This window comes from Chryseobacterium sp. CT-SW4, from assembly GCF_048572715.1.
In the GTDB taxonomy this organism is placed as follows: Bacteria; Bacteroidota; Bacteroidia; order Flavobacteriales; family Weeksellaceae; genus Chryseobacterium.
Genome location: NZ_CP183840.1, coordinates 1,552,275 through 1,565,574, shown reverse-complemented (window position 1 = coordinate 1,565,574; position 13,300 = coordinate 1,552,275). Strand labels below are relative to the sequence as shown.

The following is a 13,300-nucleotide window of genomic DNA, read 5'->3' as shown; positions in this document are numbered from 1 at the left end:
CCGTGGTAATGCTCTTTATTTTTTATTTTAGAAATTCTTCGAGAGAAACAGTTTTTTGTTCACCGGCTTCCAGATTTTTAAAAGTAACTGTCCTGTTCCTGATTTCTTCTTCTCCTAAGAATACCAGATTTTTAATTCCTTTCTTTTCGGCATAGGTAAATTGTTTCCCCAGCTTGGCACTTTCAGGATATAACTCGGCAGAAATTCCTTTTTCTCTAAGTTGTATAATCAATTTTAAGGCTTCAATAGTTTCTTCACCTCCAAAATTAGCAAACAAATATTCTACTTTAGAAGAGGCTTCTTCAGGGAAAAGTCCTAATTCTTCCATCACGAGGTAAATTCTATCTAATCCGAAAGAAATTCCAATTCCCGGAATATTTTTAACTCCAAAAACTTCAGTAAGATTATCATATCTTCCTCCACCGCCGATAGAGCCCATTTGCACTTCATCAGCTTTTACTTCAAAGATGGCTCCGGTATAATAATCCAATCCACGGGCGAGTGTAATATTAAAAACCAGATTCTGTAAATCTACTCCTAAGTTAAGGGATTGGGTAAGTACAAACTCAAGTTCTTCCACTCCTTTGGTTCCTATTTCATTACCGGAAAATTTCTCTTTCAGTAAAAGTAAGTTTTCCAGAGAATCACTGGACTGATTAAATAAGAAATCCAATTTATCAATAGACGCCTGTGCAATACCTTTTTCCAACAATTCTTTTACTACTCCTTCTTTTCCTATTTTATCTAGTTTATCAAGAGCTACGGTAAAGTCTATTAACTGATCTGTTATTCCCGCATATTCTGCTAAACCGGAAAGAATTTTCCTGTTGTTGATATGAATGGTAACCGGAACTTTTAAATCCGAAAAAGACTTCAAATATAGCTGAACCAGTTCTACTTCCTGATAAAGGCTTTCGCTTCCCACTACATCTGCATCACATTGATAAAACTCTCTGAATCTTCCTTTCTGAGGCCGGTCTGCCCTCCAGACCGGCTGCACCTGATATCTTTTAAAAGGAAAGGTAAGCTGACCGTGATTCATGGCTACAAACCTTGCAAAAGGTACGGTGAGGTCATAACGAAGCGCTTTATCTGATATCTGAGAAATGAGTTTCTGAGAGTTTTTATTTTCCCAGTCTTCCTGATTTACTTTAGAGGTATAGTCTCCGGAATTCAGAATTTTAAATATCAGGCGGTCTCCTTCCTCTCCGTATTTTCCGGTAAGGGTAGAAAGGTTTTCAAAGCTTGGGGTTTCTAAAGGCTGAAACCCGAATAATTCAAAATTCTTCTGTAATGTATTGATAATATATTTTCTTCTGGAGACTTCCTGAGCTGTAAAATCTCTTGTCCCTTTTGCTAAGCTTGGTTTCATTTTATCTGATTAATGAATTGTATAAGCTACAAAAATAGTGAATTGAAAAGACTTTTCCCTCATACCAAAGAGCTCTAATAATATTCGGGCTCTTCTTTCTGTTTTATTGTAGGAGCTGCATGCTCATGATTGATCTATGCATTTTCAAGTATATCCAATATTTCTTCTCCGTAATTTTCTATTTTATGCTTTCCGAAACCTTTAATATCCAAAAGTTCTTCCTTCCTGGCGGGCTTATATTTTGCAACAGACATCAATTCTTTATTGGTAGCAATAAAATAGGTGGGTAAATTCTGATCTTTGGCTTTCTCAGATCGCCAGTATTTAAGAGCATCCAATATTTTAAGCTCATCAGGATTTAAAACGTGATCTTCTATGGAATACTTGATAGATTGGGTTTCTTTCACTTCACTGATCGCAGGTTTCAAATCTTCAAAATAAAGAACAACCGACCAGTAGTTTTCGTCATTTACAAATGCTGTTTTAGTCTGAAGTATGGTATGGGTTTCCAGAAACTTATCCAAAGTTCTTTGATCTTTATTCAGAAACTCTTTATTCAGCCTTACTTTAAAAATTTTCACTTTCATAATTTTGTGTTTTGGATTTTAAATTATTTTCCGCCTAAAAGCAGAATTTCATCTACCCGGATTTCCGTGATATATTTTTTCACCCCATCCTTATCATCATATGAACGATAAGTTAATTTTCCTTCAATAGCAATCTCTTTTCCTTTAGGAACATATTTCTGAAAGATTTCGGCAACTTTACCAAAGGCTATCAAATTGTGCCATTGGGTTTCTTCTACCTTTTCTCCTTTAGCATTAGTGTAATAATCACTGGTAGCCAATGATACACTTGCTTTGACATTTCCGTTATCGAAGTTTACAATTTCTACTTCTTTTCCTGTATACCCTATTAAGGTAACTTTGTTTCTTAGTGACATAATTTTATATTTTTAAAGATTAATATTCAGATAAGAGACGTTCACTGTTTTTCTCAAATCTCTGGTACAAAGATTCACCAATACACAAAATTTAGTCGGTATAAAACTATTTAAATTCGTTTGTAGTCGTTTGTAAACGGATATTTTTCTATCTTTGATGCATGAATAGGGATATAAATATTTTTGAGTTTCCTTTCAATCTTGGACTTATTAAAAAGGATCATGAAAAAGAACCCGGTGTAATAAAGCTTCCGGATTGGTTGAGAAAACTCGGTTTCCATAAAAAAATTGACCCCACCCATGTCTTTCGGTTGGACGCCCCACCCTATGAGATGAAACCGGATGAAGAAACCCAGGTAAAAAATACCGATCTTATTATTCAATATGCCCTGCGTCAGGCCGTTCTTATTTCAGATTATTTTAATCCCGGAAACTTCAATATTGTACTGGGCGGTGATTGCAGTATTCTTATCGGTAATGCTATTGCCCTGAAAAAAAGAGGAAAATTCGGATTATTCTATCTGGACGGTCATACCGATTTTATTCCGCCCCGTCTTTCACCGAGCGGAGGTGCAGCAGGAATGGACCTTGCCATAGTTACAGGGTTAGGTCATGAAAAACTTACCAATATCGGTAATATTAAACCTTATTTTGAAGAAAAACATATCTTTTGTGCAGGAAATGCAGAAACAGACGACCGTGAATATGTGGAACAGATTATCAATTCAGAGATTCATTATCTGGATATCGATCATCTCAGAAGAAACGGATTTTCAAAAACAGCGAAGGACTTCCTGAAAATGGTAGAAGATGAAAAGCTGGACGGCTTTTTTATTCATCTTGATGTAGATGTTTTAATGGATGAAATCATGCCTATGGTAGACAGCAGAATGGAAGATGGACTTACCTACTCTGACCTCAAAGAAATACTTATACCACTTATAGCACATCCCCAATGTGTCGGAATCGAAATTACCATCTTGGATCCCGATTACGATCCGGAAGGTATTCATACAAAAAACTTTATCGAAAATATAACCGAAATCTTTAAAAGCATCTAACCTACTCATGAAAAAGAAAATTCACAGAACCTTAAGAGTATCAAAATATGTAATTTATAAGGAAACACTTATTGATTACAAAGAACATTTCTGGTCTTTTCTGGGTGCCTTTTTTGGGATTGGGATTATTGCTTTCATCCAGTCCCATTATCTGCTGGAGCAGGAAAATATATTTCTTATCGGTTCTTTCGGTGCATCCAGCGTTTTAATTTACGGAGCTATACAAAGTCCTTTGGCACAACCTAGAAACTTAATTGGCGGACATGTGCTTTCTGCATTCATAGGAGTTACCATATATAAAATAGTTCCGGATGTACTTTGGCTTACGGCTCCTTTGGCTGTAGCTCTTTCCATTGTACTAATGCAGTATACCAAAACATTACATCCACCGGGAGGTGCCACTGCTCTTATAGCCGTTACCTCCACCGGGAAAATTCCGGAATTGGGATATTGGTATGTCATTTCTCCGGTTTTGTCAGGCTGTATTATTTTATTATCAGTAGCTTTATTCTTTAATAATATAACTCCGAACAGAAGCTATCCTACTCATGGAAGATTTAAAAGACTAATACGAAAAAAACACCTACATCAAATGAAAAAATAAAAATTATGAACTGTCTCGAATGTGGCGAAAAAATTATGGGCAGGTCAGATAAAAAATTCTGTAATGATGCCTGCCGGAATGCTTACAACAATAAGCAAAACAAAGACTCGAACAATCTTATGCGCAATATCAACAACAAATTGCGTAAGAATTACCGTATTCTAAGAGAAGTAAATACCGAAGGAAAAACAAAAATTTTAAGATCAAAACTTCATGCATTAGGATTTGATTTTGAATATTTTACTCATCTGAAAGTTTATAAAAACGGTTCAGAATATAAATTTATTTATGACTATGGCTACAAATTTTTAGAAGACAATTTTGTACTCATTGTAAGAAATCAGGCTTAACATTATTCCAATCACATTATGAAAGAAATTATACTTATCACAGGAGCCGGAGGGATGATCGCCCGGCAGCTGGCCCAAAGGCTGGATAAAGATTATACCATCAGGTTTCTTACCCGGACCAAAAGAGATGAAAATCAGTTTGAGTGGGATATTCATAAGAAAACCATCGATGAAGCTGCATTAGAAAATGTAAGCCACGTTATTCACCTTGCCGGTGCCAATATCGCAGAAAAGAAATGGACCCAAAAAAGGAAAGAAGAGCTGATCTCCAGCCGTATTGATTCCGCACAGCTCATTCTGGATACTCTTAAAAGAAAAAATATAGTCTTGAAATCCTTCATCTCTGCTTCGGGTATTAATGTCTATGGCACGGAAACTACAGAAAAAATATATAAAGAAGAAGATCCCAAAGGACATGACTTTCTGAGTCAGGTTGTTACTCTCTGGGAAAAGGCTGCGGACCGGTTCTTAACAGAAAAGAGAGCAGAAAGAGTGGTAAAATTAAGAACAGCTGTCGTACTTTCTGATAAAGAAGGAGCCTTAAAAAAAATGATCCCTCCTATACGCTATTATATAGGATCGCCTTTAGGCAGCGGCAAACAGTATATGCCCTGGATCCATCTTAATGACATCTGTTCCATTTATGAATTTGCCTTAAAGAATGATCATATGAATGGAGCTTACAATTCATCTTCTCCCCAACATTCCACTAATGAAAATTTAACAAAGAAGATTGCCGAAGTCCTTAAAAAGCCTTTGTTTATGCCTAACATCCCCAGTTTTGTTTTAAAACTAATATTCGGTGAGCTTTCTGATCCTTTATTAAAAGGCTCAAGGGTTTCTTCACAAAAGTTACTGGACGAGGGATTCCGATTTGAATTTCCGGATTTAAAAGATGCACTGGAAGATCTACTCATCAAAAAGAATTAATTAAAATTTTATAAACCATATCAACCAAAGAAAATTACACCTTATGCAAAATACAAAAGTAAATATTGTAAAAACGGAAATACTATCTGATAACTGGTATACTTTAAGAAAGATTACCTTCAACATCTTAAAAAAAGACGGAACCATAGAAACCCAGAGCCGGGAAGCCTATGACCGTGGGAACGGAGCTGTAATCTTATTGTATAATAAAGATAATCAAACGGTTATTTTAACCAGACAGTTCCGCTTACCTACTTATGTCAACGGAAATAATACCGGAATGCTGATCGAAGCCTGTGCCGGATTACTGGACAATGACAATCCGGAAGATTGCATTAAAAGGGAAACGGAAGAAGAAACAGGCTACAAGATTTCAAAAGTGGAAAAGGTTTTTGAATCCTATATGTCACCGGGATCGGTAACGGAAATTCTTCATTTTTTCATCGCGGAATATTCTAAAGAAATGAAGGTCAATGATGGTGGCGGACTTGAAGAGGAAGGAGAAAATATAGAAGTACTGGAATTACCTTACACTGAAGCCCTTAAAATGATTGATACCGGTGAAATTATGGATGCCAAAACCATTATGTTGTTACAGCATATCCGTATAAAAGGAATTTTATAAAACAATAAACTATGACACAAAAAATAGCCATCATCTACCAGACCCAGGCTCCACCGGAAAGAAACGGAATCATAAAACCCATGAAACCGGGAGGATATTCCGACAGTGGAGCTGATATAGCCTACTCTCTTCAGAAACAGCATATCGAAGTGATTACTCCGGTCGAATCTCCCCGTGTGGATCATGATTTGGATTGGGTATTCCCCGATTCCAAAGAAGGAATACAATCTTCCATTGATAAAGGCGCCGACATCATATGGCTTAACACGGTTCTCTATACAGGACATCCCATTGAAGAATTTCTAAAAATGGGAATTTCTGTCGTCGGACAGGTACCTGAAAATGTTGATCTGTACGATGATAAGTGGGTAACGAATACCCTACTTAAAGACCATGGGTTACCCATTCCGAAATCAATTATGATTTCCCGTGAAAATCTGGAAAATTATACATTGGATTTTGACTTTCCCGTAGTGGCCAAACCTATCCGCGGAAGAGGAAGCCAGGGTGTTTCTCTCGTCCGGTCACAAGAAGAGCTTTCTTCTATTCTGAAAGAAATGTTTTCCTCCAATGATTTCGGAGAAGCCTTATATGTAGAAGAATTCTTAGCCGGGGAAGAAGTTACCATTACGGTAATGCCTCCCGGAAATTATTCGATTGATCACCAGAATATTCCTCAAAAGAACTATTGGTCATTACCACCGGTAAGACGTTTCAATCATGAAAATGGCATAGCACCTTATAATGGTACCGTAGCGGTTATCAACAATAGCAAGGTTTTAAATGATGTTGAATTACAAAGTGAAATCATTATTCAACTATGTAAAGATTGCGAAGAAGCTGCCCGCATAGTGGATGCAAAAGCTCCTATCCGAATTGACTGCAGAGCCGATTCCAAAGGGAAATACTTTCTTTTTGATCTTAATATGAAACCCAATATGACCGGTCCTTCCAGGCCCCACCGACAGGATCAGGACAGCCTTACCGCACTGGCTGCCAGGAAAATAGGATGGAGCTTTGATGATCTTATTCTGAATATGCTGAATCAAAGCTGGAAATATCCATTATAAAAACAAATTTCTTTCCAACCTATCCTATACAAACAAATAATCCCTACATTTGTTTTGAAATAGTTCTTTAACATACTTCATCAAACAGAAAAGGTTTTACTTAACGTAGATTAATAGGGAATCGTGTGAGAATCACGAGCTGTCGCGCAACTGTAAGTAACACACCAAAGGTTTTTGCCCCAGTATATCCACTGCCGAAAGCGGGAAGGATGGCAAACACCGTTACAAGTCAGGAGACCTGCCTATTCTGAATTGACAATGCTTTCGCGGTCTGAAGCTTTGGGTCATACAGATGGTATTTGAGAACGTATCTTCCGTTAAAGGAAAAGTTGCGTTCTTTCCGTACCTCCTTTATTTTCTTAAACTCATTCAGCGACGGCATTGCGGAGCATTCTAAAGAGCTTTAAAATTATTGTTTAATTTAAAAGTTAGAAAGAACATGCGAACGCACATTCTTGGCTATCCGCGTATTGGTAGCAAAAGAGAACTCAAAAAAGCCTGCGAGCAATATTGGTCAGGCAGGACATCCTTACAAGATCTGTTAGAAACAGGGAAAAATCTCAGTCTTCAACACTGGATGCTTCAGCAGGAAGCCGGTATTGATCTTATCCCCTGCAATGATTTTTCATACTATGATCAGGTATTGGATATGTCCCTTAGCGTAGGGGCGATCCCCGCGCGTTATCAGGAATTAATAGACAAAGACTCCTATTCTGAGATGGACTTGTACTTTGCCATGGCCAGAGGTTATCAGAAGGATGGATTAGATATCACTGCCATGGAAATGACCAAATGGTTTGATACCAATTACCATTATATAGTTCCTGAGTTTCATAAAAATCAACAGTTCAGATTCTTTTCACAAAAGATCATCAATGAATTTATAAGGGCAAAACAGGCGGGAATTAATGCAAAACCGGTAATTACCGGATTGGTTACTTATCTTCTTTTAGGAAAAGAAAAAGAAGATGGTTTTGATAAGCTGGATCTGGCCCCTAAGCTACTCCTTGTTTATACTGAAATCCTTAAGGAGTTGGAAAGCCATGGTGCCCAATGGATTCAGTTTGACGAACCGTTTTTAGCATTGGATTTATCTGATAAAGCTAAAGAAACTTATAAATGGGTCTATCACGAAATCCGAAAACAGTTTCCTGATTTGAAATTCATCATAGCCACTTATTTTGAAGGATTAAAAGATAATCTTTCCCTGGCTGTTTCCCTTCCTATGGATGTATTACATATTGATCTGGTAAGATCTCCCGAACAGCTGGATGAAGTATTAAAAGTGATTCCCGGCTCTCTAAGTCTGTCACTGGGGGTGGTAGACGGAAGGAATATCTGGAAAAATGACCTTGAAAAATCACTGAGGTTCATTAAAAAAACAGTCAATGCCTTAGGTACCGAAAGGGTTTTGATCGCTCCTTCCTGCTCCCTTCTTCACTCCCCTTTTGATCTCGATATCGAAAAGAATGAAAAAGTGCTTTCTCCTGAGATCAAACAGTGGATGGCTTTTGCCAAGCAGAAATTATATGAAGTGGCAGCCCTGAAAGCTTTGGCATCAGGTATTGTAAATTCTAAAATTCAGGAACAGTACATTGAAAATACAAAATCCATTGTAAGCCGCAAGACTTCACCTTTAATTCATAATAAGACAGTAAAAGAGCGCATAGAAGCTATAACTCCGAAAGATTCTCAACGGAAAAATACATTTAATATACGTAAAGAAGCACAGCAAAAAGTCTTACAGCTTCCCTTATTTCCAACCACCACTATCGGATCTTTTCCCCAGACGCAGGAAGTACGAAACTGGAGAGCAAAATTCAAAAAGGGAGAAGTTACCGCGGAACAATATGACACTCTTCTTAAAAAGGAGACTGAAATTGCCATCCATTGGCAGGAAGAAATCGGAATCGATGTACTGGTACACGGTGAATTTGAAAGAAACGATATGGTGGAATATTTCGGGGAACAATTGGCTGGTTTTGCCTTTACTCAAAACGGATGGGTCCAGAGCTACGGGAGCCGTTGTGTAAAGCCTCCCGTTATTTACGGTGATGTTTACAGGCCCAATCCTATGACGGTATATTGGTCCGAGTACGCTCAGTCTTTATCTAAAAAATGGGTAAAAGGGATGTTAACCGGACCTGTCACCATTCTTCAGTGGTCATTTGTAAGGGATGACCAGCCCCGTTCCGTAACCTGTCAGCAAATTGCTTTAGCTATTCGTGATGAAGTTCAGGATCTTGAAAAAGCCGGAATTAAAATCATTCAGATTGATGAGCCCGCCATCCGCGAGGGATTACCTTTACGTAAAGAAGAATGGCAGAATTATCTGAAATGGGCCGTGGAAGCCTTTAAAATTTCAGCAAGCGGTGTGGAAGACTCTACCCAGATCCATACCCATATGTGTTATTCAGAATTTAATGATATTATCCAAAATATTGCAGAAATGGATGCTGACGTCATTACAATAGAATGTTCCAGGAGCCAGATGGAATTATTAAATGCTTTTGCAGATTTTAAATATCCTAATGAAATCGGACCAGGAGTCTATGATATTCACTCACCGAGAGTCCCATCAAAAGAGGAAATGGTAGAACTTCTTAAAAAGGCACAAGCCGTAATTCCAGCCCATCAGCTTTGGGTAAATCCGGACTGCGGATTAAAAACCCGTCATTGGGATGAAACCGAAAAAGCCCTGACTGCCATGGTGGAAGCTGCTAAAGAAGCATCTGCATCCTATGTAACAGAAGAAAAGTTAAATAATCATTGGTTATAATTTTTTTTGGTGTATTGATTATTTTTTTGAGCAGGAGAAAAAATTCTCCTGCTTTTATGAAAAATTGTTTGAAATAGAAGCCTTAAAAATTTAAGATTCTCAAACTAATTATTTCAATTTCAACAATGTATGCATAAGTTTTATACCTTAACATATAATAAGTCATAAGATATGCCATCTGTAAAAAAATATTCCTCTTTTAAACAATTAAAATCCATTGAAATCCAATTAAAGGAAAAAGTTGTTATTGACAGAAGACATAAAAAATTTGAAGAATTAATAAAGTCCCTGTCTAAGAAGTAACTTTATAATATAAAAAAGTGTATCAGAAAATCCGATACACTTTTTTTATGGGTTAATTAATAGGTTGGTTATTTTAATCTGCGTGTTTAGGCGTATAACCATCTTCACTCAATTCTCTGTGCTCATAATCCGCTTTCATTTCAGCTTCATAATCTATCGGCTCACCTTTTTTGAATCTTCTCATAATGGAGTCAAAAATAGAATATACCACCGGTACGATAATCAGCGTAAGGAATAATGATGAAGTCAAACCTCCGATGATTACCCAGGCAAGACCTTTATTCATTTCTGCACCGGCTCCGGTTGCCAATGCAATCGGTAACATCCCGAAGATCATCGCAATCGTTGTCATTAGGATCGGACGAAGACGGGCATGGTTAGCCTGAATCAAGGCATCATGGGTATTTGCTCCCGCTGCTTTTCTCATATTGGTAAAGTCTACGATCAAAATCGCGTTCTTCGCCACGAGACCAATCAACATGATCATTCCCAGCATGGTAAAGATATTCAGTGAATTTCCGGTTAATGCAAGAATCACCATAACCCCGATCATTGCCAGCGGAATCGAGAACATTACTACAAACGGATATACAAAACTGTCATATAACGATACCATTACAAGGTATACCAATACCACGGCTGCCAATAAAGCAATTCCTAAAGTACCGAAACCTTCCTGCTGGTTTTCCATATCTCCACCCCAGATGTAATTAACACCCGCCGGTTTTTTCTTACTATTCATAAACATGTCTGACCATTCATTGGCCACGTCTCCTACGGGACGACCTACTACTTTGGACAATACTTTTACGGAAGGTGTTTTATCCCTACGCTGCAGCAAACTCGGTCCTGAGCTCATTTCCACATCTGCAAACTGGCTTAGACGGACCTGCTGACCCTGAGGATTGGTAAACATTAAGTTTCTTACATCATCAATAGACTTTCTGTTGTTATCAGCAAAACGGATATTGATATCATATTCATACTCCCCGGCTCGGAATTTTCCATCTGTATTTCCGTTAAATGCAGTCTGCATCGTTTGTCCTACATTGGAAAGATTAAGACCTAAAGAGGACATTTTATCACGGTCTATATTCACACGGACCTCTGGGTTTCCTGTATCTGTCGATAATTCCGCATCCACTGCTCCCGGAACTTTTTTAAGCAGTTCAAGGATTCTGGTTGCTTCTTTTGTTGCCGTTTCATTATCCGATGCCGTAACTACCATTTCGATGGGTGCATTTTCAGCTCCCATAATACCGATTGGCGCCGTTTTAAATTCAACTCCTGTGAATTTTTCTTCAAGATTTCTCTTGATTTTTGCAGCCATGATATCCGTACTTTCGGAACGTTCGGATTTATCCGTTAATATTACCTGAATTTCAGACTGATACGCTGTAGACTGTGCTCCACCGAACCCTGAAGATTGCTGTCCCACTGTAGTAATCATATCGACTACATTAGGATTATTTCTTAAATACTGCTCTACCTGTAATGTAATCTGGTTGGTTTTTTCAACTGTTGCATCTTTTGGAAGTTCCATCTGTACAAGGAATTCTCCACGGTCTGTTTTAGGGAAAAATTCTCCTCCGATAAATCCGAAAACCACCAATAAGAATGAAGCTATGAGGATCACAAACGTAAGAATTACAGTGGTGATTCTTCTTAAAGTAGTCTTCAGACACCATTCAAGGATTCCTGTAATCCAGTGAGTGAATTTCTCAATCATGTTTTCAAACCAAAGAATGAATTTTTCAAATGCATTCTTTCCTGTAAGATGCTCCAGTTTACCGAACCTTGATGATAGCCAAGGAATAATAGTAAATGAAGCCAATAAGGATAATAAGGTAGCTATTACCACCGTGACGCAGAACTGGGCGAGGATATTAGCTACAAGTCCCGAACTCATTGCAATCGGTAAGAATACCACTACAATTACCAAAGTAATCGCTGCTACGGTAAACCCGATCTCGGAAGCTCCGTCATAGGCCGCTCTGATCTTACTTTTACCCATCTCCATGTGACGGTAAATATTTTCCAGGACCACAATAGCGTCATCCACAAGAATACCTACCACCAGGGAAAGACCGAGTAAACTCATCAAGTTCAGGGTATACCCCATCAGATACATTCCGATAAATGTCGCAATCAAAGACACCGGAATAGAAACCATTACAATGAATGCGTTTCTTATACTGTGAAGGAATAATAACATTACTACCGCTACGAGAATAATCGCAAGGAATAAGTCAAAGATCACGTGATTCGCAGATTCAAGGGTAAAGTCAGTCGTATCATTTACTACTTTAAGCTTGATGCCCTGCTGTGCATAATCCTCCTGAACTCTTTCAATAGTGCTCTTTACATTTTCAGAAACCGCCACCGCATTGGCATCAGACTGTTTCTTCACCTGCATCAGGATGGTAGTAAGCTGATTAAATCTTGCAATTTTATCTACATCTTTCTGGGTATCAAATACCGTTCCCACATCTGATAAACGAACCTGTGCCCCGTTTTTTGAAGAGATCACCAGGTTGTTCATTTCTTCAATAGACTGATATTTACCGGATAACCTGATCGTTGATTTTACCGTTCTTGTTTTGATACTACCGGTAGGGAAATCAAGGTTGGATGAAAGAATTACCTGCTGAACATCCCCAATAGAAAGTCCGTATCCCTGTAATTTTTTTTCATCCAGATTTACCTGGATCTCTCTTTCCTGCCCTCCTACAAGATCTACCTGTGCTACCCCGCTTACACGGGAAAAGATAGGTTCAATTTTTTTATCTAATAGGTCATATAGCTCTTTACTGTTCAGCTTATCACTGGAAATACTCATCGTGATGATCGGTAAATCATCCAGTGAGAATTTGTTAAGTGACGGAGCATCCACATCATCCGGCAGATCCGAAAGAATAGCATTTACTTTACGCTGAGCGTCATTCAATGCGTAGTCTACATCCGCTCCATCATTCAGCTGGATCATGATTACCGAAAGGCTTTCATAAGATGATGATTCTACTTTTTTTACGTTTTCCAATGATCCTACCGCATCTTCAATTTTCCGGGTTACGGAAGTTTCCACCTCACTAGGAGAAGCTCCGGGATAGGTAGTGGAAATCGTTACCACATTGGTCTCAAATTTCGGAATAAGTTCGTACCCCATCATGGAGTAACTCAAAATTCCTCCTAGCGTCAGTAATGTAAATAATACAATAACTAACGTAGGCCTCTTTATCGATATTTCTGCTAACTTCATAAAT

General features: G+C 38.1%; 11 protein-coding genes and 1 riboswitch. Of the genes, 7 read left to right on the top strand and 4 right to left on the bottom strand.

Annotated elements, in window-relative coordinates; translation table 11 throughout:
- Nucleotides 1-22: 22 nt before the first annotated feature.
- The 3 genes from hisS to ABJ974_RS06970 form a co-directional block, all read right to left on the bottom strand.
- A complete protein-coding gene (hisS, locus tag ABJ974_RS06980; protein ID WP_419870664.1) occupies nt 23-1,372 on the bottom strand; it encodes a histidine--tRNA ligase in 1,350 nt (449 codons plus the stop codon).
- Nucleotides 1,373-1,506: 134 nt separating this feature from the next.
- Nucleotides 1,507-1,959, bottom strand: a complete 453-nt coding sequence (locus ABJ974_RS06975) for an HRDC domain-containing protein (RefSeq protein ID WP_419870663.1) — start codon at nt 1,957-1,959, stop codon at nt 1,507-1,509.
- Nucleotides 1,960-1,982: 23 nt separating this feature from the next.
- Complete coding sequence (locus tag ABJ974_RS06970) at nt 1,983-2,315, bottom strand: single-stranded DNA-binding protein (protein ID WP_419870662.1); 333 nt, start codon at nt 2,313-2,315, stop codon at nt 1,983-1,985.
- A gap of 161 nt (nt 2,316-2,476) precedes the next feature.
- Here ABJ974_RS06970 and ABJ974_RS06965 point away from each other — a divergent pair, with 161 nt between their 5' ends.
- The 7 genes from ABJ974_RS06965 to metE all read left to right on the top strand — a co-directional run bounded on the left by ABJ974_RS06965 (nt 2,477) and on the right by metE (nt 9,734).
- The gene (locus ABJ974_RS06965) at nt 2,477-3,376 is read left to right on the top strand and encodes an arginase family protein (RefSeq protein WP_419870661.1); all 900 of its coding nucleotides are present in this window, start codon (nt 2,477-2,479) and stop codon (nt 3,374-3,376) included.
- 7 nt (nt 3,377-3,383) lie between these two features.
- Nucleotides 3,384-3,980: an HPP family protein gene (locus ABJ974_RS06960; RefSeq protein ID WP_419870660.1), complete on the top strand. Its 597-nt coding sequence runs from the start codon at nt 3,384-3,386 to the stop codon at nt 3,978-3,980.
- A gap of 5 nt (nt 3,981-3,985) precedes the next feature.
- The gene (locus ABJ974_RS06955; RefSeq protein ID WP_419870659.1) at nt 3,986-4,330 is read left to right on the top strand and encodes a hypothetical protein; all 345 of its coding nucleotides are present in this window, start codon (nt 3,986-3,988) and stop codon (nt 4,328-4,330) included.
- A gap of 18 nt (nt 4,331-4,348) precedes the next feature.
- Complete coding sequence (locus tag ABJ974_RS06950) at nt 4,349-5,260, top strand: TIGR01777 family oxidoreductase (protein ID WP_419870658.1); 912 nt, start codon at nt 4,349-4,351, stop codon at nt 5,258-5,260.
- A 43-nt stretch (nt 5,261-5,303) separates the two neighbouring features.
- A complete protein-coding gene (nudK, locus tag ABJ974_RS06945) occupies nt 5,304-5,885 on the top strand; it encodes a GDP-mannose pyrophosphatase NudK (protein ID WP_419870657.1) in 582 nt (193 codons plus the stop codon).
- Between the two features lie 11 nt (nt 5,886-5,896).
- A complete protein-coding gene (locus tag ABJ974_RS06940) occupies nt 5,897-6,955 on the top strand; it encodes an ATP-grasp domain-containing protein (RefSeq protein WP_419870656.1) in 1,059 nt (352 codons plus the stop codon).
- Nucleotides 6,956-7,029: 74 nt separating this feature from the next.
- A riboswitch (cobalamin riboswitch) is annotated at nt 7,030-7,215 on the top strand.
- A 179-nt stretch (nt 7,216-7,394) separates the two neighbouring features.
- Entirely contained in the window at nt 7,395-9,734 is a 2,340-nt protein-coding gene (gene metE / locus ABJ974_RS06935) for a 5-methyltetrahydropteroyltriglutamate--homocysteine S-methyltransferase (protein WP_419870655.1), read from the top strand.
- Nucleotides 9,735-10,110: 376 nt separating this feature from the next.
- On the opposite strand, the gene ABJ974_RS06930 is transcribed toward metE, so the two are convergent.
- Nucleotides 10,111-13,296 carry an efflux RND transporter permease subunit gene (locus ABJ974_RS06930; RefSeq protein ID WP_419870654.1) on the bottom strand — a complete coding sequence of 1,062 codons (3,186 nt, stop codon included), beginning with the start codon at nt 13,294-13,296 and terminating at the stop codon, nt 10,111-10,113.
- Nucleotides 13,297-13,300: the final 4 nt, after the last annotated feature.

Excerpts from the sequence above, each read along its gene's own strand:
- hisS (WP_419870664.1), bottom strand. The coding sequence starts at position 1,372 with ATGAAACCAAGCTTAGCAAAAGGGACAAGAGATTTTACAGCTCAGGAA.
- ABJ974_RS06975 (WP_419870663.1), bottom strand. The coding sequence starts at position 1,959 with ATGAAAGTGAAAATTTTTAAAGTAAGGCTGAATAAAGAGTTTCTGAAT.
- ABJ974_RS06970 (WP_419870662.1), bottom strand. The coding sequence starts at position 2,315 with ATGTCACTAAGAAACAAAGTTACCTTAATAGGGTATACAGGAAAAGAA.
- ABJ974_RS06965 (WP_419870661.1), top strand. The coding sequence starts at position 2,477 with ATGAATAGGGATATAAATATTTTTGAGTTTCCTTTCAATCTTGGACTT.
- ABJ974_RS06960 (WP_419870660.1), top strand. The coding sequence starts at position 3,384 with ATGAAAAAGAAAATTCACAGAACCTTAAGAGTATCAAAATATGTAATT.
- ABJ974_RS06955 (WP_419870659.1), top strand. The coding sequence starts at position 3,986 with ATGAACTGTCTCGAATGTGGCGAAAAAATTATGGGCAGGTCAGATAAA.
- ABJ974_RS06950 (WP_419870658.1), top strand. The coding sequence starts at position 4,349 with ATGAAAGAAATTATACTTATCACAGGAGCCGGAGGGATGATCGCCCGG.
- nudK (WP_419870657.1), top strand. The coding sequence starts at position 5,304 with ATGCAAAATACAAAAGTAAATATTGTAAAAACGGAAATACTATCTGAT.
- ABJ974_RS06940 (WP_419870656.1), top strand. The coding sequence starts at position 5,897 with ATGACACAAAAAATAGCCATCATCTACCAGACCCAGGCTCCACCGGAA.
- metE (WP_419870655.1), top strand. The coding sequence starts at position 7,395 with ATGCGAACGCACATTCTTGGCTATCCGCGTATTGGTAGCAAAAGAGAA.
- ABJ974_RS06930 (WP_419870654.1), bottom strand. The coding sequence starts at position 13,296 with ATGAAGTTAGCAGAAATATCGATAAAGAGGCCTACGTTAGTTATTGTA.